At 50.6% G+C, this 22,261-nt stretch carries 22 protein-coding genes; 12 read left to right on the top strand and 10 right to left on the bottom strand.

Going from position 1 to position 22,261, the window contains the following annotated elements:
• Positions 1-140: 140 nt before the first annotated feature.
• Entirely contained in the window at positions 141-404 is a 264-nt protein-coding gene (locus E6P06_RS11670) for a GrxA family glutaredoxin (RefSeq protein WP_003035358.1), read from the top strand.
• Positions 405-438: 34 nt separating this feature from the next.
• On the opposite strand, the gene E6P06_RS11665 is transcribed toward E6P06_RS11670, so the two are convergent.
• A complete protein-coding gene (locus E6P06_RS11665; RefSeq protein ID WP_003035356.1) occupies positions 439-819 on the bottom strand; it encodes an inner membrane protein YbjM in 381 nt (126 codons plus the stop codon).
• 269 nt (positions 820-1,088) lie between these two features.
• On the opposite strand from E6P06_RS11665, the gene E6P06_RS11660 reads away from it, so the two are divergent.
• The 3 genes from E6P06_RS11660 (at position 1,089) to E6P06_RS11645 (ending at position 5,438) form a co-directional block, all read left to right on the top strand.
• Positions 1,089-2,774: an aspartate:alanine antiporter gene (locus E6P06_RS11660; protein ID WP_003035354.1), complete on the top strand. Its 1,686-nt coding sequence runs from the start codon at positions 1,089-1,091 to the stop codon at positions 2,772-2,774.
• Between the two features lie 490 nt (positions 2,775-3,264).
• Positions 3,265-4,401, top strand: coding sequence for a multidrug effflux MFS transporter (locus E6P06_RS11650; protein WP_233622563.1), 1,137 nt, complete (start codon positions 3,265-3,267; stop codon positions 4,399-4,401).
• A 239-nt stretch (positions 4,402-4,640) separates the two neighbouring features.
• A complete protein-coding gene (locus E6P06_RS11645) occupies positions 4,641-5,438 on the top strand; it encodes an SDR family NAD(P)-dependent oxidoreductase (protein WP_139935256.1) in 798 nt (265 codons plus the stop codon).
• A gap of 12 nt (positions 5,439-5,450) precedes the next feature.
• Here E6P06_RS11645 and E6P06_RS11640 read toward each other — a convergent pair whose 3' ends face one another.
• Entirely contained in the window at positions 5,451-6,365 is a 915-nt protein-coding gene (locus E6P06_RS11640; protein WP_016149848.1) for a DMT family transporter, read from the bottom strand.
• A gap of 102 nt (positions 6,366-6,467) precedes the next feature.
• On the opposite strand from E6P06_RS11640, the gene E6P06_RS11635 reads away from it, so the two are divergent.
• On the top strand, positions 6,468-7,382 hold the full coding sequence (locus tag E6P06_RS11635; RefSeq protein WP_003836947.1) for a LysR family transcriptional regulator: 915 nt from the start codon (positions 6,468-6,470) through the stop codon (positions 7,380-7,382).
• 5 nt (positions 7,383-7,387) lie between these two features.
• Here the strand turns inward: E6P06_RS11635 and E6P06_RS11630 are convergent, their stop codons facing one another.
• Positions 7,388-7,936 (bottom strand): TetR/AcrR family transcriptional regulator, encoded by a 549-nt coding sequence (locus E6P06_RS11630; protein WP_003035341.1) that lies wholly within the window; start codon positions 7,934-7,936, stop codon positions 7,388-7,390.
• A gap of 85 nt (positions 7,937-8,021) precedes the next feature.
• Here E6P06_RS11630 and E6P06_RS11625 point away from each other — a divergent pair, with 85 nt between their 5' ends.
• From E6P06_RS11625 to E6P06_RS11615, 3 genes are all read left to right on the top strand, one after another.
• Positions 8,022-9,230 (top strand): MFS transporter, encoded by a 1,209-nt coding sequence (locus E6P06_RS11625; RefSeq protein WP_058842487.1) that lies wholly within the window; start codon positions 8,022-8,024, stop codon positions 9,228-9,230.
• A complete protein-coding gene (locus E6P06_RS11620; RefSeq protein ID WP_003035335.1) occupies positions 9,230-10,045 on the top strand; it encodes a Cof-type HAD-IIB family hydrolase in 816 nt (271 codons plus the stop codon). The genes E6P06_RS11625 and E6P06_RS11620 overlap by 1 nt, the downstream gene beginning before the upstream one ends.
• 107 nt (positions 10,046-10,152) lie before the next feature.
• Positions 10,153-10,434, top strand: coding sequence for a hypothetical protein (locus tag E6P06_RS11615; RefSeq protein ID WP_003035330.1), 282 nt, complete (start codon positions 10,153-10,155; stop codon positions 10,432-10,434).
• 28 nt (positions 10,435-10,462) lie between these two features.
• Here the strand turns inward: E6P06_RS11615 and E6P06_RS11610 are convergent, their stop codons facing one another.
• Positions 10,463-11,695, bottom strand: coding sequence for an MFS transporter (locus tag E6P06_RS11610; protein WP_003836956.1), 1,233 nt, complete (start codon positions 11,693-11,695; stop codon positions 10,463-10,465).
• Between the two features lie 298 nt (positions 11,696-11,993).
• Here E6P06_RS11610 and ybjG point away from each other — a divergent pair, with 298 nt between their 5' ends.
• The gene (gene ybjG, locus E6P06_RS11605; RefSeq protein WP_003836958.1) at positions 11,994-12,602 is read left to right on the top strand and encodes an undecaprenyl-diphosphate phosphatase; all 609 of its coding nucleotides are present in this window, start codon (positions 11,994-11,996) and stop codon (positions 12,600-12,602) included.
• 64 nt (positions 12,603-12,666) lie between these two features.
• Positions 12,667-13,425, top strand: a complete 759-nt coding sequence (gene deoR / locus E6P06_RS11600) for a DNA-binding transcriptional repressor DeoR (RefSeq protein WP_003836960.1) — start codon at positions 12,667-12,669, stop codon at positions 13,423-13,425.
• Between the two features lie 44 nt (positions 13,426-13,469).
• On the opposite strand, the gene dacC is transcribed toward deoR, so the two are convergent.
• A complete protein-coding gene (gene dacC / locus E6P06_RS11595; protein ID WP_139935899.1) occupies positions 13,470-14,672 on the bottom strand; it encodes a serine-type D-Ala-D-Ala carboxypeptidase in 1,203 nt (400 codons plus the stop codon).
• A 328-nt stretch (positions 14,673-15,000) separates the two neighbouring features.
• Here dacC and E6P06_RS11590 point away from each other — a divergent pair, with 328 nt between their 5' ends.
• Positions 15,001-15,627: a glutathione S-transferase family protein gene (locus tag E6P06_RS11590; RefSeq protein WP_003836961.1), complete on the top strand. Its 627-nt coding sequence runs from the start codon at positions 15,001-15,003 to the stop codon at positions 15,625-15,627.
• 5 nt (positions 15,628-15,632) lie between these two features.
• Here E6P06_RS11590 and E6P06_RS11585 read toward each other — a convergent pair whose 3' ends face one another.
• Positions 15,633-16,730, bottom strand: a complete 1,098-nt coding sequence (locus tag E6P06_RS11585) for a PQQ-dependent sugar dehydrogenase (RefSeq protein ID WP_003836963.1) — start codon at positions 16,728-16,730, stop codon at positions 15,633-15,635.
• Between the two features lie 102 nt (positions 16,731-16,832).
• Positions 16,833-17,216, bottom strand: a complete 384-nt coding sequence (gene bssR, locus E6P06_RS11580; protein ID WP_003035308.1) for a biofilm formation regulator BssR — start codon at positions 17,214-17,216, stop codon at positions 16,833-16,835.
• Positions 17,217-17,445: 229 nt separating this feature from the next.
• On the opposite strand from bssR, the gene rimO reads away from it, so the two are divergent.
• Complete coding sequence (gene rimO / locus E6P06_RS11575; RefSeq protein WP_003836967.1) at positions 17,446-18,771, top strand: 30S ribosomal protein S12 methylthiotransferase RimO; 1,326 nt, start codon at positions 17,446-17,448, stop codon at positions 18,769-18,771.
• A gap of 55 nt (positions 18,772-18,826) precedes the next feature.
• Here rimO and gsiD read toward each other — a convergent pair whose 3' ends face one another.
• The 3 genes from gsiD to gsiB are packed head-to-tail and all read right to left on the bottom strand — an operon-like array spanning position 18,827 to position 22,246.
• Positions 18,827-19,738, bottom strand: coding sequence for a glutathione ABC transporter permease GsiD (gene gsiD / locus E6P06_RS11570; protein WP_003035302.1), 912 nt, complete (start codon positions 19,736-19,738; stop codon positions 18,827-18,829).
• Between the two features lie 2 nt (positions 19,739-19,740).
• On the bottom strand, positions 19,741-20,661 hold the full coding sequence (gene gsiC / locus E6P06_RS11565) for a glutathione ABC transporter permease GsiC (RefSeq protein ID WP_003836970.1): 921 nt from the start codon (positions 20,659-20,661) through the stop codon (positions 19,741-19,743).
• A gap of 46 nt (positions 20,662-20,707) precedes the next feature.
• On the bottom strand, positions 20,708-22,246 hold the full coding sequence (gene gsiB / locus E6P06_RS11560; RefSeq protein ID WP_139935255.1) for a glutathione ABC transporter substrate-binding protein GsiB: 1,539 nt from the start codon (positions 22,244-22,246) through the stop codon (positions 20,708-20,710).
• Between the last annotated feature and the right edge of the window lie 15 nt (positions 22,247-22,261).

Raw genomic sequence — 22,261 nt, 5'->3', positions numbered from 1 at the left:
AAAACGTTCCGGCTTGCCGTGTTTAACAGATATAGCTTGAGGATATCAAAGCAACAGGCTGAACCTGCTTTCCATCCGTCACAAATCGCGGCATCATAACAAGTATTGCCATCCGGCCTGATAAGTTCGAGGAGAAAGAGATGTTTGCCGTTATTTTTGGTCGCCCAGGGTGCCCGTATTGCGTGCGCGCAAAAGAATTAGCAGAAAAATTAAGCAGTGAGCATGACGATTTTAACTTCCGCTACATTGATATCCATGCTGAAGGAATTACCAAAGCAGATCTGGAAAAAACAGTAGGTAAGCCAGTTGAAACCGTTCCGCAGATTTTCGTCGATCAAAAACACATCGGCGGCTGCACGGATTTTGAAGCATGGGCAAAAGAGAATATGAATCTGTTCGCCTGATAGCTGTTTCTACGCCCTCAGCTTGAGGGCGTCATCAGTTCTTTTTCCGCCGTTGATGCTGATTGAATAAGCTACTGATAAATAAAAAACATAATGCGCCAAGCGCGCACCAAAACACCGCACTAAACAACCACGCCAGCTCTTGCCACAATGAACGCGTCGGCATAAAAACGAAACGCATCAGTAACAGGCAGCACGGCGCCGCCAACATTGCACCAAGAAGGGGTTTGAGTACTTCCCGACGATGGGAAAAAAAGCTTGCTGCAGCACCAGGTAAGATAAAAAACAACAATCCGACCTCAGGATGCCCTGCTGCTCTGAATGCCCCTTTCACGTTCAGCGTTAATGAAAGACACACCACAATAAAGAGCACAAAGCAGCAGACCGCACTCGCCCAACTTTGCTTATGTTTCAATCGTTCCTCCTGACACATTCTCTATCGAACACTCTTTTCGCCCGCAGGCGTCCAGTCAGATAAAGTAACTCGGCATTCCATGCCAAAAACACACCCACACGATTCTTATAGCCGTTGATACGTAATGAGATTAAACTAGCCGCATATATTGTTATGCTGCATTATTCGGGGCTGTGTACGATGCTATCGCCCCTTAATTTCTGGCAAAAACATTAGCGTAAATTGCCATTTCTTTCAATAGCTTACTAGTAAACAAGAAGTTAGTCTCCGTGAATATAAACGTCGCAGATTTGTTAAATGGGAATTACATCCTGTTATTATTTGTGGTCCTGGCTCTGGGCCTGTGTCTGGGCAAATTGCGTCTGGGTTCAGTCCAACTCGGTAATTCCATTGGCGTTTTAGTGGTCTCCCTATTATTAGGTCAGCAGCACTTTAGTATTAACACCGATGCATTAAATCTCGGCTTTATGCTGTTTATTTTTTGCGTCGGCGTCGAAGCCGGCCCCAACTTTTTTTCGATTTTTTTTCGCGATGGGAAAAATTATCTAATGCTTGCCCTGGTGATGGTCGGTAGCGCAATGCTGATCGCCCTGGGGCTGGGTAAGCTATTTGGCTGGGACATCGGCCTGACGGCGGGTATGCTGGCTGGCTCGATGACCTCAACGCCGGTGCTGGTCGGCGCAGGTGACACCTTGCGCCATTCAGGAATGTCAGGGACACAACTTTCAAGCGCTCTCGATAACCTGAGCTTGGGTTACGCCCTCACCTATTTGATTGGTCTGGTCAGTCTGATTGTTGGTGCGCGCTATTTGCCGAAACTTCAGCATCAGGATCTGCAAACCAGCGCCCAACAAATCGCGCGTGAACGGGGCCTGGATACTGATGCCAATCGTAAAGTTTACCTCCCGGTGATTCGCGCCTATCGCGTTGGCCCGGAGCTGGTGGCATGGGCCGATGGTAAAAATCTGCGCGAACTGGGTATTTATCGTCAGACCGGTTGTTACATTGAACGTATCCGTCGCAACGGCATTCTTGCCAACCCGGATGGTGACGCGGTGCTGCAAATGGGCGATGAGATAGCCCTGGTGGGTTATCCAGACGCCCATGCCCGCCTCGATCCCAGCTTCCGTAACGGTAAAGAGGTGTTCGATCGCGATCTGCTCGATATGCGCATCGTCACTGAAGAAATTGTAGTGAAAAACCACAATGCCGTTGGTCGTCGCCTGGCTCAGTTGAAACTGACCGACCACGGTTGTTTCCTGAACCGCGTGATCCGCAGCCAGATTGAAATGCCTATTGATGACAACGTCGTGCTCAACAAAGGTGACGTATTGCAGGTCAGCGGTGATGCTCGCCGCGTGAAAACCATTGCCGATCGTATCGGCTTCATTTCGATTCACAGTCAGGTGACCGATCTGCTGGCCTTCTGCGCCTTCTTTATCATCGGTCTGATGATCGGGATGATCACCTTCCAGTTCAGTAATTTCAGCTTCGGCATCGGGAATGCGGCTGGACTGCTGTTCGCCGGTATCATGCTGGGCTTCCTGCGAGCCAACCATCCAACGTTTGGCTACATCCCACAGGGTGCGCTGAACATGGTGAAAGAATTTGGCCTGATGGTATTCATGGCTGGCGTCGGTTTAAGCGCAGGCAGTGGCATTGGTAATGGGCTGGGGGCCGTCGGTGGTCAAATGTTGATTGCCGGTCTGGTAGTCAGCCTGGTTCCGGTTGTTATCTGTTTCTTGTTTGGTGCTTACGTATTGCGCATGAACCGCGCCCTGCTGTTTGGCGCCATGATGGGCGCACGTACCTGTGCTCCGGCAATGGAAATCATCAGCGACACCGCACGCAGCAACATCCCTGCGTTAGGCTATGCCGGGACCTACGCGATAGCCAACGTTCTGCTGACATTAGCGGGGACACTCATCGTCATTGTCTGGCCTGGCCTTGGTTAGCGCTGAAATTTACCCTTAAACGAAAATTTTTTGCAGGTAAGCAGAACTTTTCTTCAAGGCGTCAGTCATAACTATTGCCACTGCTTTTCTTTGATGTCCCCAATTTGTGGAGCCCATCAACCCCGCCGTTTTGGTTCAAGGTTGATGGGTTTTTTGTTGCCTGAAATTTACTACTGAAAAAATCAATCACGTACACCAACACCAACACCAACACCAACACCAACACCAACACCAGCAGTATGCCTGTATTCGAAGTCAGTGTACTTATGGTTCCTCGTGCTGCCTGGCAATCAAACACAATTAAATTTAACAGGAACCCTACCATCGAAAATTATGGCTATATACCTGTGACTCATATCTCAATTTTTTGAGTCAAAAGTTTGACAGTTCATTTCAACTCTGTTTTATTGCCTACACGATAATTATCCACAACATCTCTATTTAAATAGTGAACTTTTTCATGCTTTTAATTTACTCATGGTGATAAGTAATGAAGCTGCAAACTGTTATTCATAGAAAGAACATAATTTACTTTACTGTCGGCCTGGCCATGTTGACGATAATGGGAATTCTGGGAGTGGACACTTATTTACCTTCAATTCCCGACATCGCAAAAGAATTTGAAAAAAATGTCTCAACCACGCAGTTGTCGATTATGGTTTATACCCTATGCATTGGTTTTGGACAGCTAATTTTTGGTCCATTATCTGATGCTATTGGCCGGCGAAAAATTATGCTTACAGGTGCGGTTATTTATGGCGTGACAACATATTGTCTCACGCTCTCAACCGGTCTGGTTATGTTTCTGGCGATCCGTGTCATACAAGGTCTTTCTATATCAATAACGCTGGTTACAGCAATCAGCGCAGTTCGAGATGTAACTCGTGGTTCAGTGGCCGCGACGCTGTATGCCATCATCATCACTATCGAAGGTGTCGTTCCCATTGCTTCGCCCCTGCTGGGAGGGGTAATTAATGACTTATGGGGATGGCGCGCAATTTTTTTAATGATATGTGGCTATGCTATTATAACGTTAATATACGTTTATTTTAACTTCCCTGAAACACTCAGCCATGAGAGAAGGGTTGCCTATTCATTAAAATCATCATTTAATACGTATAAAGAGATCAGCAAACAACCTCGATTTTATCTACCTTGTCTGTCTCTTGGTCTGTCATTTTCGCTTATTTATTGCTATATCACAGCCTCCCCATTTATTTTTATGGTTACGTTTGGATACTCATCAACGCAATTTGGTGTGCTTTCATCAATTATTGGAGGCTTCCTACTGCTGGGGGCTGCATTATCAGGTAAACTTCTTAAGAAAAGGTCTGCGCCGCAAATTTTGAATTCGTGGCTGAAAATCATCGCCTCATTTATTGTACTGTGTATTCCATTAATAATACTTAGTTATCACGTCAATATTTTTATATTCTTCTTTATTATCCTGATGTTTGCTGGAGGGATGTTCGAATCACTCTATACCTACCTGACCATGTCCAGCCAGCGCACCAACCTGGGAGCGACCTCTGCGTTGATGGGAGCCGCCTCGCTGGTTATTCCGTCAGTCATCGGAGGTGTCGGTAGTTTTTTAATTGAGCTAAATACCAGCATCTGGATGATGTAATTGCTTTTGATAATTTTGATAATGATATACATGTTAAAGAAATATCAAACACTTACAGTAACTGATCGGCGTTAAAATGAGCTGATAGACATTGCTGCTATACGATCTATAGCAGCAATGGCCCCGACATAACCTGATTTTCATCGCTGAGTGAGGTTCCCCGGAAACGCTTTCTCAAATTTGCAGCATACCCGTTATGGCACATACTTTACTCGGTGCTAAATGGTGATGGGGTTGCTATGTTACTCTCAGGCAAAGTCGCAGTGATCTTCGGTGGCAGCGGCGCTATTGGTAGTGCGGTTGCGCATACTATGGCGCGCGAAGGAGCCCATGTGTATCTGGGCGCGCGCCGTCAGGAAAAGCTGGATTGGACCGCCAGTGGCATCCGAACGGCGGGTGGTACAGTCGAAACCTTTATCACCGATGTACTCGACGAGCACAACGCATCGAAGGACGTTACCCGCCTTGTACAGCAAACCGGTGGAATAGATGTGGTGGTTAACGCAACGGGATTTATGCACGAACAGGGCAAGCGCATCGATGCATTATCCCTCTCTGAGTTTATGAGCGGCATCACCCCTTTTCTTGCGGCGCAGTTCAATATCGCAAAAGCCGTAACGCCGCACATGGGCGGCAATCGAGCGGGCGTTATTCTCACCATCGTTGCGCCCGCAGCCCCGATGGAGATGCCCGGGCATCTCGGACATATCGTCGGCTGTGCAGGCACAGAGGCTTTTATTAAAGCGCTCGCCAGCGAGACGGGACCAATAAACATTCGTGTCGTCGGCGTGCGGTCGCATGCGATTGTGGATGCTGTAGCGGCTGGCTCCTATACCGGAGAAATTTTCACCGCTAAAGCACAGTCAATGGGTTTAACCGTCGATCAATGGTTAGGGGGGGCGGCGCAAAGTACCATGCTCGCGCGCCTGCCTACGCTTGCACAAATCGCTGAGGTTACAACCTTTCTCGCTTCAGACCATGCCAGCGCCATGACCGCCACAGTGGTAAATATTACCGGGGGCGCCACCATAAGCTAATTTACCCGCTTTTCACGCCACGCGCTGCTGCGAGCCTTTTTTTGCACTCGGACGGGAACACAATGCTATACCGCACATAATAACCAACGCGCTCACCAGATGATATGAATGCAAAGTGACGTGCAAAAACATCACGCTAAATAATCCGCCACTCAATGGGATCAAGTGTGAATAGATCTCTCCACGCGTTGCGCCAATGGCGCTAATCCCTTTGTTCCATAATAGATATGACAGCCACGAAGGAAAAATAACAAGGTATGCCAGCCCAGTCACAACGCCTGTATTGGCATAGCTATTCCATCCCGGCATACCATTGCGTATCAACTCCAAAGCCAGTACCGGAATAAGTACAATCGCACCTAACAGCGCGCTCACTGCGACAAAGGCGTTTCCCTTTACCTCACGCGGTTTAATGCGTAAAAAAGCACAATAGACGGCCCAACTTAACGCTGACCCCATGGTCCAGAAATCGCCCTGATTCAGATGTGCAAATACCCGCGCATTTATCATATCACCCTGCGACACCAGCCATATAACACCAACAGTACTCAGGATCACACCAGCTATATTTCGCGCAGAAATCCGCTCTTTAAAAAAAAACTTATTGATTAACAGTACGAGCGCCGGGGTGGTGGACATATAAATCGCGGCATTAAGCGAGGTTGTATATTGCAAGCCGATATACAACGTTAAGGGGAAAAGAACCTGACCACAAAGCGCAAGGAAGACGATAGTACCAAAGGATTTTTTCATCACCGGCCATTGCTCTGTGACCTGACGAAAATAGAGCGTCATCAATAATAACGCGGTAAATACCCAGCGTGCCGCTGATAAAACGATGGGATTAACTTCAGCGACCAAGAGATGACCAATCACATAATTTCCACCCCAAAAACAGGCAGCCAGACTGAGTAAAAGATAGGGCATATTTGCGCCTTATTGTCAGTTGTACGGTATGACCACAAGGCTACGGCGGCGTGAGAATGAATGCTAATATAACGTTTTTATCCATCTGCATAGATTAAAACTATGAAATTTACGCTAAGGCAACTTGAGTTTTACATCGCGCTTGCAGAAACATTACAAATTTCCAAAGCTGCTGCACGCTGTCATATTTCTCAGTCATCAATGACCATTGCCATGCGGAACCTGGAAGAAGCATTAGACGTGCAGCTATTTGTACGTTATCCCAAAGGTGTGAAGCTCACCGCTGAGGGCGAGCGCTTTCTGGCACATGCCTGCAACATCATCAACAGTAGCCACTCGGCTATTGACGCCCTGCATGACAGGAGCGAAATTCTCACCGGCACGGTGCGCATAGGCATTGCCGAAACGCTCTCTGCCTATCTTATCCCGGATATACTCAACGATATTGAACGACGTTTCCCTTTGCTGGAGATCGTGTTTTATGAAGCTACCGCACCGGAACTGGTACAGGCGCTACGGGAACAAAAGGTCGATTTTTGCCTGCTTCTGACCTCAAATATCAACCATGATAACGACCTGGAGATCGAAACATTTATTCGTTCACAGCGCCGCCTGTGGACGTCTATTGGGCATCCGCTACAGAGCCAGGCATCGATCCGTTTAATAGACGTCGAGAAACTACCATTTTTACTACTGGAAACCGATAAGTACCCTGACGTAATCATCGATTACTGGCAGCAGCGTGGCTATACGCCCAATATCAGTTTTCGCAGCAACTCTTTTGAAGCAATAAGAAGTCTGGTTGCAAAAGGTAGAGGGATAACCATTTTATCCGACCTGGTATATCGCCCGTGGTCACTGGATGGTCTGCGCGTCATGCACAGAACGATTGATGATTTTATTACTTATATGGATGTCGGGACGGTAAAAATAGCCGCCCGACCGTTGACGCCAGAGGCGGTAAAAGTCATTGATTTTTTACGTCAGGCCGTTACCCGCCTCGACAAACCATTTTGAGGATTTTATCTCTGCGGCAATTCGGCAATACGCTCCACCATCATCAGAATATCTTCTCGCTGCAGCGGTTTTTTATCCGTGACAAAATGCAGCGTCATTCCTTCAATAAACGCATCCAGCGCCCGCGCCGTAACCGGATCAAACCACTGCTCTAACGTTTGTTGGCTACGTAGCATCCAGTTCTGCATCACCGTTTTCAACGCTGGTTTACGGCTGGCGAAAGCATACAGCTGATACATAAGCTCCATATTATCAGGCGTTGTGACCTGGGAGCCGTAAATCATATCGGTAATCGCATGGCAGGCCGCCTGCGCATCAGCAACGTCGGCAAAAAAATCCTGGTACTGCTGAGACATAGTATGCGTAAAACAGCTGAATGCCTCCAACAGCAGATCATCTATTCCTGCAAAATAATAGGTCATTGAGCCCAGTGGCACCTCGGCAATCATAGCGATTTTACGGTGTGTAACCCCATGAATACCATGGATTACTATCGCCTTAAGGGTGGCCTGAACTATTTTTTCCCGCCGCTGCGGATCGTTTGCACGTCGCACTGCATTTCCTCTTCTTGCATTTGTGTACAAATGTACACAACCTTGCTAATGTTGTCTTCTTTCCTCTTTTCTTTGGCTCGAATTCATGACTGGCATCTCATCACGCAAAGCCTTAAGACGTCGCACCTGGGCGCTGTTCACGTTCTTCTTTTTACCAGGATTATTAATGGCCTCCTGGGCAACGCGTACCCCTGCCATCAGAGATATCCTCTCCATCTCTACCGCCGAAATGGGCGCGGTGCTGTTTGGACTCTCTATTGGTTCGATGAGTGGCATTCTTTGTTCGGCCTGGCTGGTGAAACGATTTGGCACGCGCAAAGTGATCCGCACTACCATGTCATGTGCGGTCATTGGGATGGCTATCCTCAGCGTGGCGCTCTGGCTGCATTCCGCCTGGCTTTTCGCATTTGGTCTGGCCGTGTTTGGCGCCAGTTTTGGCGCAGCAGAAGTGGCCATCAACGTCGAAGGTGCGGCGGTTGAACGCGAAATGAATAAAACCGTGCTGCCGATGATGCATGGTTTTTACAGCCTGGGTACGCTGGCGGGCGCAGGAGTCGGGATGATGATTACCGCCTTCAGCGTCCCGGCAAACGCGCATATTCTGCTGGCGGCGCTGGTAGCTATCACTCCTATCTTTATCGCCATCAAAGCGATTCCTGACGGCACGGGTAAAAATGCCGCTGATGGTTCTCCCTCCGGTGAAAAAGGACTGCCTTTTTATCGCGATATCCAGTTATTGCTGATTGGCGTCGTGGTGCTCGCAATGGCATTTGCTGAAGGTTCCGCCAACGACTGGCTTCCGCTGCTGATGGTGGACGGTCATGGGTTTAGCCCAACATCAGGCTCTCTGATTTATGCCGGATTTACGCTGGGCATGACCGTTGGCCGCTTTACTGGCGGCTGGTTCATCGACCGCTACAGCCGCGTAACGGTGGTGCGCGCCAGTGCGCTGATGGGCGCTCTCGGGATTAGCCTGATTATTTTTGTCGACAGCTCTTGGGTGGCGGGTGTTTCCGTTATTTTGTGGGGACTCGGTGCATCACTCGGCTTCCCGCTGACCATTTCAGCCGCCAGCGACACCGGCCCCGATGCACCAACCCGCGTCAGCGTTGTCGCAACAACCGGCTATCTGGCGTTCCTGGTTGGACCGCCGCTGCTGGGCTACCTGGGTGAACACTACGGCCTGCGCAGCGCTATGCTGGTGGTGCTGGCGCTGGTGCTTGTCGCCGCCATCGTCGCGAAAGCGGTGGCGAAACCGGATCTCAAAAATACCACGGTGATGGAGAACAGCTAATGAGCATCAAATTAATTGCGGTCGACATGGATGGCACATTTTTAAGTGACCAAAAAACCTATAACCGTGAGCGCTTTATGGCGCAATACCGCCAGATGAAAGAACAAGGGATCCGCTTTGTGGTCGCCAGCGGCAATCAATATTATCAGTTGATTTCCTTTTTCCCCGAACTGGCCAGTGAGATCTCATTTGTTGCCGAAAACGGCGGTTGGGTAGTCAGTGAAGGTGAAGATGTTTTTAACGGCGAACTGGCAAAGGATGATTTCCAGGCCATCGTTGAACATCTGCTGACCCGTACAGACATTGATATCATTGCCTGTGGTAAAAGCAGCGCCTACACGCTGAAGCAGTACAGCGATGAACATAAAGCTGTTTCTGCCATGTATTATCATCGTCTCGAATTTGTAGATAATTTTGACAATCTTAACGACGTTTTCTTCAAGTTCGGGCTGAATATTTCCGACGACAGAATCCCCCAGGTGCAGGCCGATCTCCACGAGGCGATTGGCGACATTATGGTGCCGGTGCATACCGGCTACGGGAGCATCGATTTAATTATTCCTGGCGTGCATAAGGCAAATGGACTGCGGCTGCTGCAACAACGCTGGAATATTAACGACGATGAGGTTGTTGTGTTTGGCGATGGTGGAAATGATATTGAAATGCTGCGCCAGGCGGGATTTAGTTTTGCAATGGCCAACGCCCATGAGCCGGTTATCAAGGCAGCGAAATATCGCGCGGGATCGAACAACGAAGAGGGCGTCCTGGATATTATCGACCGCGTGTTAAAGAATGAAGCACCGTTTACGCATTAACGCCTCAGCACAGACGGCAACAAAATGATGGCATGATCTATTCATAATCCGCCTCAAATTAACCCACTGGATTATTACTTCCAGTGAATATTTCAGGTGAGCGGATTATGAAGAAAAGTGTACTGATGGCGACATTGTTGCTGGGTTTTGCAGGGTCAGTATTTGCACAAAGCGTTACCGTTGATGTACCAAGCGGTTATAAAGTGGTGATCGTGCCCTCTTCCGTCAGCGTGCCGCAGGCGGTCAACGTGACTACTGCGCCACAAACGGTGTATGTTGCCCCGGCACCTGCCCCGGCTCCTGTTTATCGCGCACATCCTTATGCGCGACATGTTGCCAGCGTCGGTGAAGGCATGATCATCGAACATCAGATTGACGATCACCACTAAGTTTCTGCCAGGCCCGGGCAACCGGGCTTTAGCCTTCCCGGGAATCCCCTACCCGTTTATCTTTCAGGAAGATCACCATCAGAATCAGCCACAGCACGCCGCTGGCCAGATTGAACAAGCTGAACAAGCCGTTGCCTCCCAGCAGATAAGCGTGTTTACTCAGCTCGATACCAACGGTAAAAATCAGCATCTGCAACATACCCATTGCGGCAGAAACTGTACCTTTACTCATTTCACTGGCAAACAGCGTCAGGCGCACCAGCCCCGCATTCGCCACGCCAATGCCAAACGCATAGATACTCAAACCCGCCGTCATCCATAAATATGCATGAGATGACACCACCGTGGCCGCAGCGGCAATAATCAGGCCAACGGCAATTGGCCAGCCGCCCATGATAATCAGCGAACGCACGGTTTTTCGCGAAGTCAGACGCGCCAGCACCAGGTTACCGGCAATCAGCGCACCAAAAATCGGCACCTGCAACAGGCCATATTCGTAACTACTGAGATGTTCTCCGCTGATGATAATAATCGGAGATTGCGCAATCCACGCCAGTAACGGCAGGCTGACAAAACCCAACGCCAGTGCGCCTGCAACGAAACGCACGTTCCTTAGCACCAACTTATAATCCTTGCCCAGCTCTTTAATCGACAGCTTTTCACCCAGCCGGGTTGCCGTTTCCGGCATCGCGCGTTGCAGACCAAAAAAGGAGATGGCCGCCAGAGCAGCAAACAGGATAAACATCCCTTCCCACGGCAGAACATGTACCCAGGCTGCGCCTACCAACGGACCCAGCAACGGCGCAATCAGCGCCACGTTTGCCATCAGCGCGGTAATTTTTATGCAGACCGCTTCTTCAAAGGATTCCTGAATGGCGGCGTAACCCACCGCACCAATAAAGCACAGGCTTATCCCCTGCAAAAAACGCAGGAAAGTAAATTGCTCAATATTCTGTGCAAGCAGGGTCGCAAGGCAGGTCACGATGAACCAGAGCACGCCGGTTAACATCACCGGACGACGCCCAACACGATCCGATAGCGGTCCTAACAACCACTGTAAAAACATGCCGCCAGCCAGATAGGCGGTCATGGATGTGGGTACCCAATCTAATCCGGCATTGTATTGCTCCACTACCGCCAACATTCCAGGCTGGATCATATCGTTGCCGATATAAGTAGAGAATTCGTAAAGCACCAGACAGAGAGGGAAAAGTAATGCCTGACGCCCCAAACGGGCGCCTGAAGATAAACGGTTCTGCATGCAGTCTCTTAGCTATAGAAAAATCGCGCAAAGTGTAATAAATGCGCCGTACTGGTGATAGTGAATTATGTGATTTGAAAGCAAAATGCGCACATTTTTACATTCATTTGCTCAAGAAGATTTTGCTTTAAGGTTAATTTAAGTTGAGACCGCTATCATGCTCAATAAGTCTCATTAATTGTCTTAAAAATAGTCATTTAGCAGACAAATAAGACAAGACCGCTTTTTATCCCGTGAAAGCAATTTTATGCTCTCGCTCCCATGGGCCTTTTCAACGATTACACTGAGTCTGGACGTTATGCTGGAAAATCTGAACAACTCACTTTTTTACCTGATCAATGCAACACCCGACTCTGCGCAATGGGCAATTTCGCTCGCCATTTTCATTGCCAAAGATCTGATCAGCATTGTGCCGCTGTTAGCTGTTGTGCTCTGGCTTTGGGGACCTCGCGGTCAGGTTACGCTCCAGCGCCAGTTGGTCATCAAAATGGCCATTGCGTTGATAGTTGGTCTGACGATTTCCTGGCTGATGGGACATCTGTTCCCTCACGATCGCCCGTTTGTAAACCACATTGGTTACAACTTCCTGCATCATGCGGCAGATGACTCTTTCCCGAGTGACCACGGTACGGTTATCTTTACCTTTGCACTGGCCTTCCTGTTCTGGCATCGCCTGTGGACGGGCGCTCTGCTGATGGTCGTTGCCGTGGCGATTGCCTGGTCGCGGGTTTACCTTGGAGTACACTGGCCGCTGGATATGCTGGGCGGATTACTGGCTGGGTTGATCGGCTGTCTGAGCGCCCAGATGATCTGGCAGCGCTTTGGCGCGACCCTGTACCTCGGCTTGCAAACTTGCTATCGCGCCTGCTTCGCCCTCCCCATCCGTAAAGGTTGGGTACGTGACTAACCCACGGTAAAAAGAGTAGTATTAAGCGCGAAACTGAGCACTTATTCTATTCTCCAGGGGAACTATGGAAACTCGACGCGACGAGCGTATTGGTCAATTACTGCAGGCGCTGAAACGCAGCGATAAATTACACCTCAAAGAAGCCGCAACGTTGCTGGGCGTGTCTGAGATGACCATTCGTCGCGACCTGAATAATCATGATGCTCCCGTCGTACTGCTCGGGGGCTATATTGTTCTGGAACCCCGCAGCGCTAACCATTATTTAATCAGCGATCAAAAATCCCGTCTGGTTGATGAAAAACGTCGCGCCGCCCAGTTGGCGGCGAGTCTCGTGCAGGCGCATCAGACCATCTTTTTCGATTGCGGTACTACCACGCCGTGGATCATTGAAGCGATCGACAATGAACTGCCCTTCACCGCAATCTGCTACTCGTTGAATACGTTTCTGGTGCTGCAGGAAAAACCGCAGTGCCGCGTCATTCTGTGTGGTGGCGAATTCCATGCCAGTAACGCGATTTTTAAACCGCTCGACTTCCAGGAAACGCTGAACAATCTGTGTCCGGATATCGCCTTTTATTCCGCGGCAGGCGTTCATATCGAGAAAGGCGCGACCTGTTTTAATCTGGAAGAACTGCCGGTGAAGCACTGGGCAATGTCGATGGCGCAGCATCACGTTTTGGTGGTCGATCACAGCAAGTTTGGCAAGGTGCGGCCTGCGAGGATGGGGGAATTAAAACGCTTTGATACCATCATCAGTGATAACCGCCCTGACGATGAGTTTGTTGAGTACGCTAAAGCGCAACGTATCACGCTGAAGTATTAAGAGATACTGCCGGACGGCGATTGCGCCATCCGGCATAGGTAAGGTTAAGAGAACCAACCACCAAACCACTGGTGGAATTTCATCATCACAAAGTCCCACATGCGGCTAAAGAAACCACCCTCTTGCACATCCTCCATCACCATCAACGGACGTTGCTCAATGGATTTTCCGTTCAACTGAAAGTCGATAGTGCCCACAACCTGACCTTTCTTCAGCGGTGCTGTTAGCTGTGGTTCAGTCAGGGTAAAGCTGGCCTTCAGGTTTTTGAGCTGGCCACGCGGGATGGTCACAGAACCACCTTCTCCGGCACCCAAATTCACTTCATTCTTATCGCCAAACCATACGCGCTGAGTAACGAAAGTCGCATCCGGCTTGATCGGCGTAACGGTTTCAAAGAAGCGGAAGCCCCAGGTCAGCAGCTTTTCTGACTCATTAAAACGAATGCGATCGGTTTTCGCCCCCAGCACCACGGAGATCAGGCGCATATCGCCCTGGGTCGCGGAAGCCACCAGGTTGTATCCCGCCCCGGCAGTGGTCCCGGTTTTCATACCATCCACGTTCAGGTTGGTGCTCCACAACAGACGGTTGCGGTTCGGTTGACGAATTTTATTGAAGGTAAATTCTTTCTCTTTGTGAATAGCATACTCTTCCGGCACATCGTGAATTAACGCCTTCCCGAGCAGCGCCATATCACGTGCGGTACTGAACTGTCCTGCCGCATCCAGACCGTGCACCGTCTGGAAAGTAGTGTTGGTCAGCCCCAGTTTTTTCGCATAGCCGTTCATCAGACCAATAAAGGATTCCTGGCTGCCGGCAACGTAATCAGCGAGTGCAATACACGCATCGTTACCTGACTGAATGATAACGCCTTTATTCAGATCTGACACCGCAACCTGATCGCCGGGCTTGAGGAACATGACCGACGAACCGCGCAGGGCTGGATTACCGGTCGCCCAGGCGTCTTTGCCCACGGTGACCATGTCGTTGAGGTTAATTTTTCCGGCCTTCAGCGCCTGCCCAACCACATAGCTGGTCATGATTTTGGTCAGACTGGCAGGATCCAGTTTCTCATCAGCATTACCTTCCGCCAGCACCTTGCCACTGGCGTAATCCATCAGAATCCACGCGCGCGCGTCCACGCTCGGCGGGGCCGTCGGTTGCTCCGCCGCCTGTACGGTCGGCGCCAAAAGGATTAAGAGTGCAGAACCTGCAGCAAAGCTGCGAAGTGAAGAGAAGTATTGCGTCATAAATGCCACCCGAGTATCCATTCCAAAAAACCACGTCATACCACACCGTGTTTACACAAAACCGGCCAAGCGACCTCGACCAACCCATGCAGAAAAAGTCTGATGGATGACGTGTAAAATAAGTGCGGTGAGTAATAACGCACTAACGAGCTTAAAGAAACCGTAAGTTGGTAAAGTTTTTAAAGTTTATGCAATAACGCCGCGCTGCGCTGCTCCTGGCACGATTTTTTTAGACTTTGTTGCGTAAATATTAGGTTTACCCCACCATGTGAGCTAGTCAGATGGCATCTGCAGCCATAAAGCTGCTCAATTAATTTGCGGGGTTACTATGATTACACTATGGGGTCGCAATAACTCGACCAACGTAAAAAAAGTATTGTGGACGCTCGAGGAACTGGAACTGCCGTATAACCAAATTCTGGCGGGCGGACAGCATGGCGGTAACCGCGATGCCGACTATCTGGCACTAAACCCGAACGGACTGGTCCCGTTGCTACGCGATGATGAAACGGACGTTGTTCTGTGGGAATCCAATACCATTGTCCGCTATCTGGCCGCTCAGTACGGACAAAAACGTTTGTGGATTGACGCTCCGGCCGCGCGCGCCGTCGGCGAAAAATGGATGGACTGGGCAAATCAGACGCTAAGCCCCGCGCATCGGGTTATCTTATTTGGCCTGGTCAGAACACCTGCCGATCAGCGCGATCTAGCGGCCATTGAGGCCAGTAAGCAAGTTTGCGATAACCTGTTTGCCATTCTGGATAACGCGCTGGCGGACCAGCCATGGTTCTCCGGCGCTGAATTTGGCACTGCCGATATCGCCGTTGCGCCGTTCATCTATAACCTGTTCAACGTTGGCCTGAGCTGGACCCCGCGCCCTCATCTGGAGCGCTGGTATCAACAACTGACCGAGCGCCCGGCGTTTCAAAAAATCGTGATGATCCCGGTCAGCTAATTCAATCAGGGACTCACTTTCAGTAATTCCCCGTCGGACTCGTCGGTTAGTACATACAAATAACCGTCTGGTCCGACGCGCACATCACGGATCCGTTGCCCCCTTTCCTGCAACAGACGACCATCCTCAGTGACCGTATTCCCTTTAACGCTCAGTACGATCACTTCTTTATCTTTCAACGCGCCGATGAACAACTTCTGCCGCCACTGTGGAAAGGTATCGCTATTATAAAAAGCCATTCCGCTGACCGCTGGCGACTTTTCCCAGTAAAAGATGGGTTGTTCCGTGCCAGCAACAATTTGACCTTTTGCTTCGGGAATTTTCAAACCACTGTAGTTAACACCCCAGGTCGCGACAGGCCAACCGTAGTTTTTCCCTTTCTCGGGGATATTAATTTCATCGCCTCCGCGTGGACCATGCTCATTGAGCCACAACACATCACTCCACGGATTCATCGCCATACCCTGCGGGTTGCGGATGCCATACGACCAAATCTCTGCCCGCGCTCCCGCCATGTTCACAAACGGATTATCCGGTGGAATTTTGCCCTCATCGGTCAGCCGTACGACCTTGCCCTGCAGCTTATCCAGATCCTGGGCGGTAGCGCGTTGATTATTCTCCCCCAGGCCAATAAACAGATAGCCGTTGCCATCAAATACCAGACGTCCACCAAAATGGTTTCCGGTAGAGAGCTTTGGCTGTTGGCGAAAAACGGTCTGAAATCCTTGCAGGTGTTTGAGATCGTCACTCAATCGCCCGTAGCCTACCGCGGTGCCCGCTTTGCCTTCGCGGTCGGTTTCAGCGAAGCTTAGCCACACCCGACGGGATCGTTCAAAGTCCGGAGCTAACACCACATCAAGCAATCCGCCCTGACCATTCGCCCAGACTTTTGGTACGCCGGTTAGCGGGTCGGAAAGCCCTTTATCAGGCTGCCAGAGTCGAAGCTGTCCACCTTTGAGCGTAATGAGCATACCGCGGTTATCGGGTAAAAAAGCCAGTGACCATGGGTGATCGAGTTTGGTTTGCAGCACTTCCACTTTTACCGCGACGGCATAAGAGGAAAATAGCGCAAGTGGGATAGCACAGAGAAAGAGTCGACGCATAACACCTCCTTAATGGCTCTGCATAAAGCGTAGCCAGCAAGGGGAATCACCCCGTCATATTTACATAATCTTAACGAAAAGGGGGAGCGCCCTCCCCCTGATTCAGACGTGTTCCAACGTTGGGTAAGATTGCAAACTCTGGATACTCAGCGTCAGCGTTGTCAGGCAGTTTTCCAGTTTCTCTGCGTTAACGGCGATAAACGTTGGACAATCATGGTGTCCACTCATAAGACAAACAGCGGCGGCGGCTAACGCCCCTTCAGCACGATGAAGGGCATTCCACTCTTCCTGATCAAGATGCATACCGTGAAGCTGTGATTGTTCGTGCAATTCGCGATTCAGTGCAAAAAAATTATCACGCAGACGATCGCTCTCGCTGACTGACATGTAGCCTTTCGCTTTTCTCAACTGCAGATAAGCGGCAAGTTCGATACGGGCGTTTATCAATTTGTTGAGAAGATCGGTTCTCAGTCTGTCAACAACCATACTTTGTTCCTCCTCTTTCCAACTATGGTGCAACTTAATAGTATGGTTGTTTTTTGAACAAAGTCGTGTCCAGGATCAATCCATCACTTAAAATTAACATAATTTACAAATAATCTTTAATTCCGCGCCCGGCAGGCCGCTGATGGTATGAGATTGCGATACAATTTTTGTTCAGAACTCTGTAGAATCCCTGCCCTGAATATTCCAATAACTGAACACTTTTTACGCTATGAGCAATGTAACCCACCAGCCGAAAATCGGCTTTGTCTCCCTCGGCTGCCCGAAAAACCTCGTCGATTCTGAGCGCATCCTGACCGAACTTCGTACCGAAGGCTATGATGTCGTGCCAAGCTACGACGACGCGGATATGGTTATCGTTAATACCTGCGGCTTTATCGACAGTGCGGTTCAGGAATCCCTGGAAGCAATCGGCGAAGCGCTGAACGAAAACGGCAAGGTGATCGTCACCGGTTGTCTGGGCGCGAAAGTCGATCAGATCCGTGAAGTCCACCCGAAGGTGCTGGAAATCACCGGGCCGCATAGCTACGAGCAGGTTCTGGAGCACGTTCATCATTACGTACCCAAACCAAAGCATAATCCGTTCCTGAGCCTGGTTCCTGAGCAGGGTGTCAAGCTGACTCCGCGCCACTACGCCTATCTGAAGATTTCTGAAGGCTGTAACCACCGCTGTACGTTCTGCATTATTCCATCCATGCGCGGCGATCTGGTGAGCCGTCCGATTGGCGACGTCCTCAGCGAAGCCAAACGTCTGGTCGATGCGGGCGTGAAAGAGATTCTGGTAATCTCTCAGGATACCTCTGCGTACGGTGTGGATGTGAAGCATCGTACCGGTTTCCATAACGGCGAGCCGGTCAAAACCAGCATGGTTGATCTGTGCGAACAGTTATCAAAACTGGGGATCTGGACGCGCCTGCATTACGTCTACCCCTACCCGCATGTTGATGACGTGATCCCGCTGATGGCAGAAGGGAAAATCCTGCCGTATCTGGACATCCCGTTACAGCATGCCAGCCCGCGTATTCTTAAACTGATGAAACGCCCAGGCTCCGTAGACAGACAGCTGGCGCGCATCAAGCAGTGGCGTGAAATCTGCCCTGAACTGACGCTGCGCTCCACCTTCATTGTTGGTTTCCCGGGAGAAACGGAAGAAGACTTCCAAATGTTGCTCGACTTCCTGAAGGAAGCACGTCTGGATCGCGTGGGCTGCTTTAAATACAGCCCGGTAGAAGGCGCTGGCGCTAATGACCTGCCGGATCAAATCCCGGAAGAGATAAAAGAAGAACGCTGGAACCGCTTTATGCAATTGCAACAGCAGATCTCTGCTGAACGTTTGCAAGAGAAAGTGGGCCGCGAGATTCTGGTTATCGTTGATGAAGTTGACGAAGAAGGCGCAATTGGTCGTAGCATGGCTGATGCTCCGGAAATCGACGGCGCGGTATACCTGAATGGTGAGACCAAGGTGAAACCTGGTGATATCATCCGCGTTAAGGTCGAAAACGCAGATGAATACGATCTGTGGGGTTCACGCGTTTAATAAGCGTAACTCAACCGTAGGCCGGATAAGCGTTACGTCTTATCCGGCCTGTAATTTATCCTTTTATCTTCGGGTCCAGCGCGTCGCGCAGACCATCTCCCAGTAAGTTAAACGCCAGCACCGTCAGGAATATCGCTACCGCCGGGAAAATCGCCACGTGCGGCGCGATCACCATGTCAGCACGCGCTTCATTAAGCATTGCCCCCCACTCCGGCGTCGGCGGCTGTGCGCCTAATCCCAGAAATGACAGGCTCGCGGCAGAGATGATCGACGTGCCAATTCGCATGGTAAAAAAGACCACGATCGATGAAACCGTACCCGGCAGGATATGGTTAAAAATGATGGTCGTATCGCTGGCACCAATACTGCGCGCAGACTCAATAAACGTCTGTTGCTTCAGCACCAGCGTATTTCCGCGCACCAGGCGCGCGAAAGCAGGAATGGAGAAAATGGCCACGGCGATAATCACGTTCGCAATGCCGCTGCCCAGCACGGCGACCACGGCTATCGCCAGCAGAATGCCGGGAAAGGCGAACAGCACATCGCAGATACGCATAATCAGCCGATCCCACCAACCTTCGTAGTATCCCGCCAGCAGACCCAGCACTGTGCCAATCGCCGCGCCAATAAACACGGCAAAGACTCCTGCCGCCAGCGAGATTTGGGCGCCAACCAGCACGCGGCTAAAGATATCTCGTCCCAGAGAATCGACACCAAACCAGTGCAGCATCGACGGCCCATCATTCAAACGGTCATAATCGAAGTAATTTTCGGCATCAAATGGCGTCAACCAGCGAGCAAAAATCGCCACCATGATCAGGAGCAATACAAACAGCCCAGCGAACATCGCCATGTGCTGTCGACGAAAACGACGCCAGAACTCATGCCACGGTGTGCGTATCTGCTCTGGCTTAACAAGAGGCATTGCATTCAAAATCGCCTGTCGGCGCCAGTTAAAAAATCGCATCCTTACTTGTACCTGATAGCCGGATTAATGGCGGCGTAAAGCACATCCACCACTAAGTTGATAAGAATAAACTCCAGAGAAAACAACAGCACCTCGGCCTGAATCACCGGGTAGTCGCGCATTTCGACGGAGTCCACCAGCAGTCGCCCAAGCCCAGGCCAGTTGAACACCTTCTCAACCACGATTGATCCACCAAGCAAAAAGCCAAACTGTAGTCCCATCATGGTGACCACTGGGATCATCGCGTTACGCAGACCATGTTTTAACACCACCCAGGTCTCACTCACCCCTTTAGCCCGCGCGGTACGCATATAGTCTTCGCTGAGCACATCGACGAACGAGGCGCGGGTAAACCTGGCCAGCACCGCAGCCACCGCCGCGCCCAGAGTAATAGACGGGAGGATATAGTGCAGCCAGGTATCAGCGCCAACGGTTGGCAACCAGCCAAGCTCAACGGAGAATATCTGCATGAGCAGCATGCCAAGCGCAAACGCCGGGAACGAGATCCCGGTGACCGCCAGCGTCATACTCAACCTGTCCGGCCAGCGATTGCGCCATACGGCTGCAATGATCCCCGCCGTCATACCAAATAACACAGCCCATGCCATACTCGCAATTGTCAGCCATAACGACGGCATAAAACGGCTGGCTATCTCTTCGGAAACCGGGCGACGAGAAACCATCGACGTGCCAAAATCGCCTTGCAACACGTTGGTCATGTAATGCCAGAACTGAATATGCAGCGGTTGGTCCAGACCCAACTGCTTGCGTACCAGTTCAATCACCTCGGCGTCAGCTTCCGGTCCGGCAATCAGCCGGGCCGGATCGCCGGGTAGCAGGTGAACAAATAAAAACACCAGCACCGCAACAATCAATAGCGTTGGGATCAACCCCAGCAGGCGCTTGAAAACATAGTTAAGCATCACGCTCCCTTCGCCGGCCCCTGGTTAGCGGGGCCGAATGAATAGCTTATTTTAAATCCGCATCATCAAAGCTAAATCCGGTATCCGGCATAATCCAGAACCCGGTCAATCTGGTGCTGTGCGCCGAAATCAGTTTTTCCACTACCAGTGGGATCCACGGCGACTCTTTCCAGATAATATCCTGCGCATCCTTGTACAGCTTCGCTTTCTGCGCCGGATCGTTGGTTTGCAACGCTGCCGCTAAATCACTGTCCACCTGCTTATTGCTATAGAACGCCGTATTAAACAGTGTTGGCGGCCAGTTTTGTGATGCAAATAGCGGTGACAGCGCCCAGTCAGCTTCCCCCGTAGAGGCAGACCAGCCGGTGTAGAACATCCGCACCCCGCTCTCTTTCTGCGCTTTACCCTCTACTTCCGCCGCGCGCTGGCCGGCATCCATCGCTGTTACCTGAGCCTTAACTCCCACCTGCGCCAGCTGCTGCTGGGTAAATTGCAGCACTTTCTGCGCGGTACTGTGATTATGCGAAGACCATAGCGTGGTGGTAAAACCGTTCGGATAACCTGCTTCTTTCAGCAGTTCGCGCGCTTTCGCCGGGTCGTATGGCCATGGCGTATAGCTTTGCGCATAGGCTATCGACGGAGGAAGAACGCCCGTTGCTGGCGTGGCATAACCCGCAAACGCAACTTTCACCAGCGCCTGGCGGTTGATGGCATAATTCAGCGCTTCACGCACCTTCGGGTTGTCGAATGGTTTTTGCGTGACGTTCATGCTGATATAACGTTGCATAATAGACGGACTGGCCACCAGTTCCAGGTTTTTGTTCTTCGCCAGTAACGCCGCCTGTTCGTAAGGGATCGGGAAGGCAAACTGCGCTTCCCCGGTCTGCAGCATGGCCGCACGCGTGTTGTTGTCGGTCACCGGACGCCAGGTAATCGTATCCAGCTTTGGCAGCCCTTGCTGCCAGTAACCCGCGAACTTCTTAACCTTCACAAAATCTATCTGATTCCAGGTATCAAGCTGGTACGGCCCGGTCCCCACAGGGTGGAAACCGATCTCCTTACCGTATTTCTCCAGCGCGGCGGGAGAAATCATTGCCGTTGCCGGATGTGCCAGAATATTGATAAAGGCAGAGAACGGCTGTTTCAGCGTAATCTTCACCGTCGACGGATCGACGACTTCGGTTTTATCGATATTCTTATACAGGTTGTAGCGTTTCAGACGGTTTTCCGGATTGCTGGCGCGGTCGAGGTTGGCTTTAACCGCATCGGCGTTGAAGTCGGTACCATCCTGAAATTTCACGCCCTGACGCAGCTTAAGAGTGTAAGTCAGACCGTCATCAGAAACCGTATAGCTCTCTGCCAGCACATTTTTCAGCTTCATCTCTTTATCAAGACCAAACAGTCCCTGATAAAACGACTTCGCTACCGCCTGCGACAATGTGTCATTCGCGTCATAGGGGTCAAGCGTGGTGAAATTGGATCCTACCGCCACCACCACGTCTTTGGCGGCCCAGCCAGGCGATGCGGCCAGCGCAGAGGCCACTCCCACAGCAACCAGCCATTTCCGAGCAACAATTTTTGTCATGTTATTCTCCTTAAA

Source organism: Citrobacter sp. CF971 (genome assembly GCF_006385635.1).
In the GTDB taxonomy this organism is placed as follows: Bacteria; Pseudomonadota; Gammaproteobacteria; order Enterobacterales; family Enterobacteriaceae; genus Citrobacter; species Citrobacter freundii.
The sequence above is the reverse complement of the archived record's forward strand: the minus strand, read 5'-3'. Positions and strand labels throughout refer to the sequence as shown.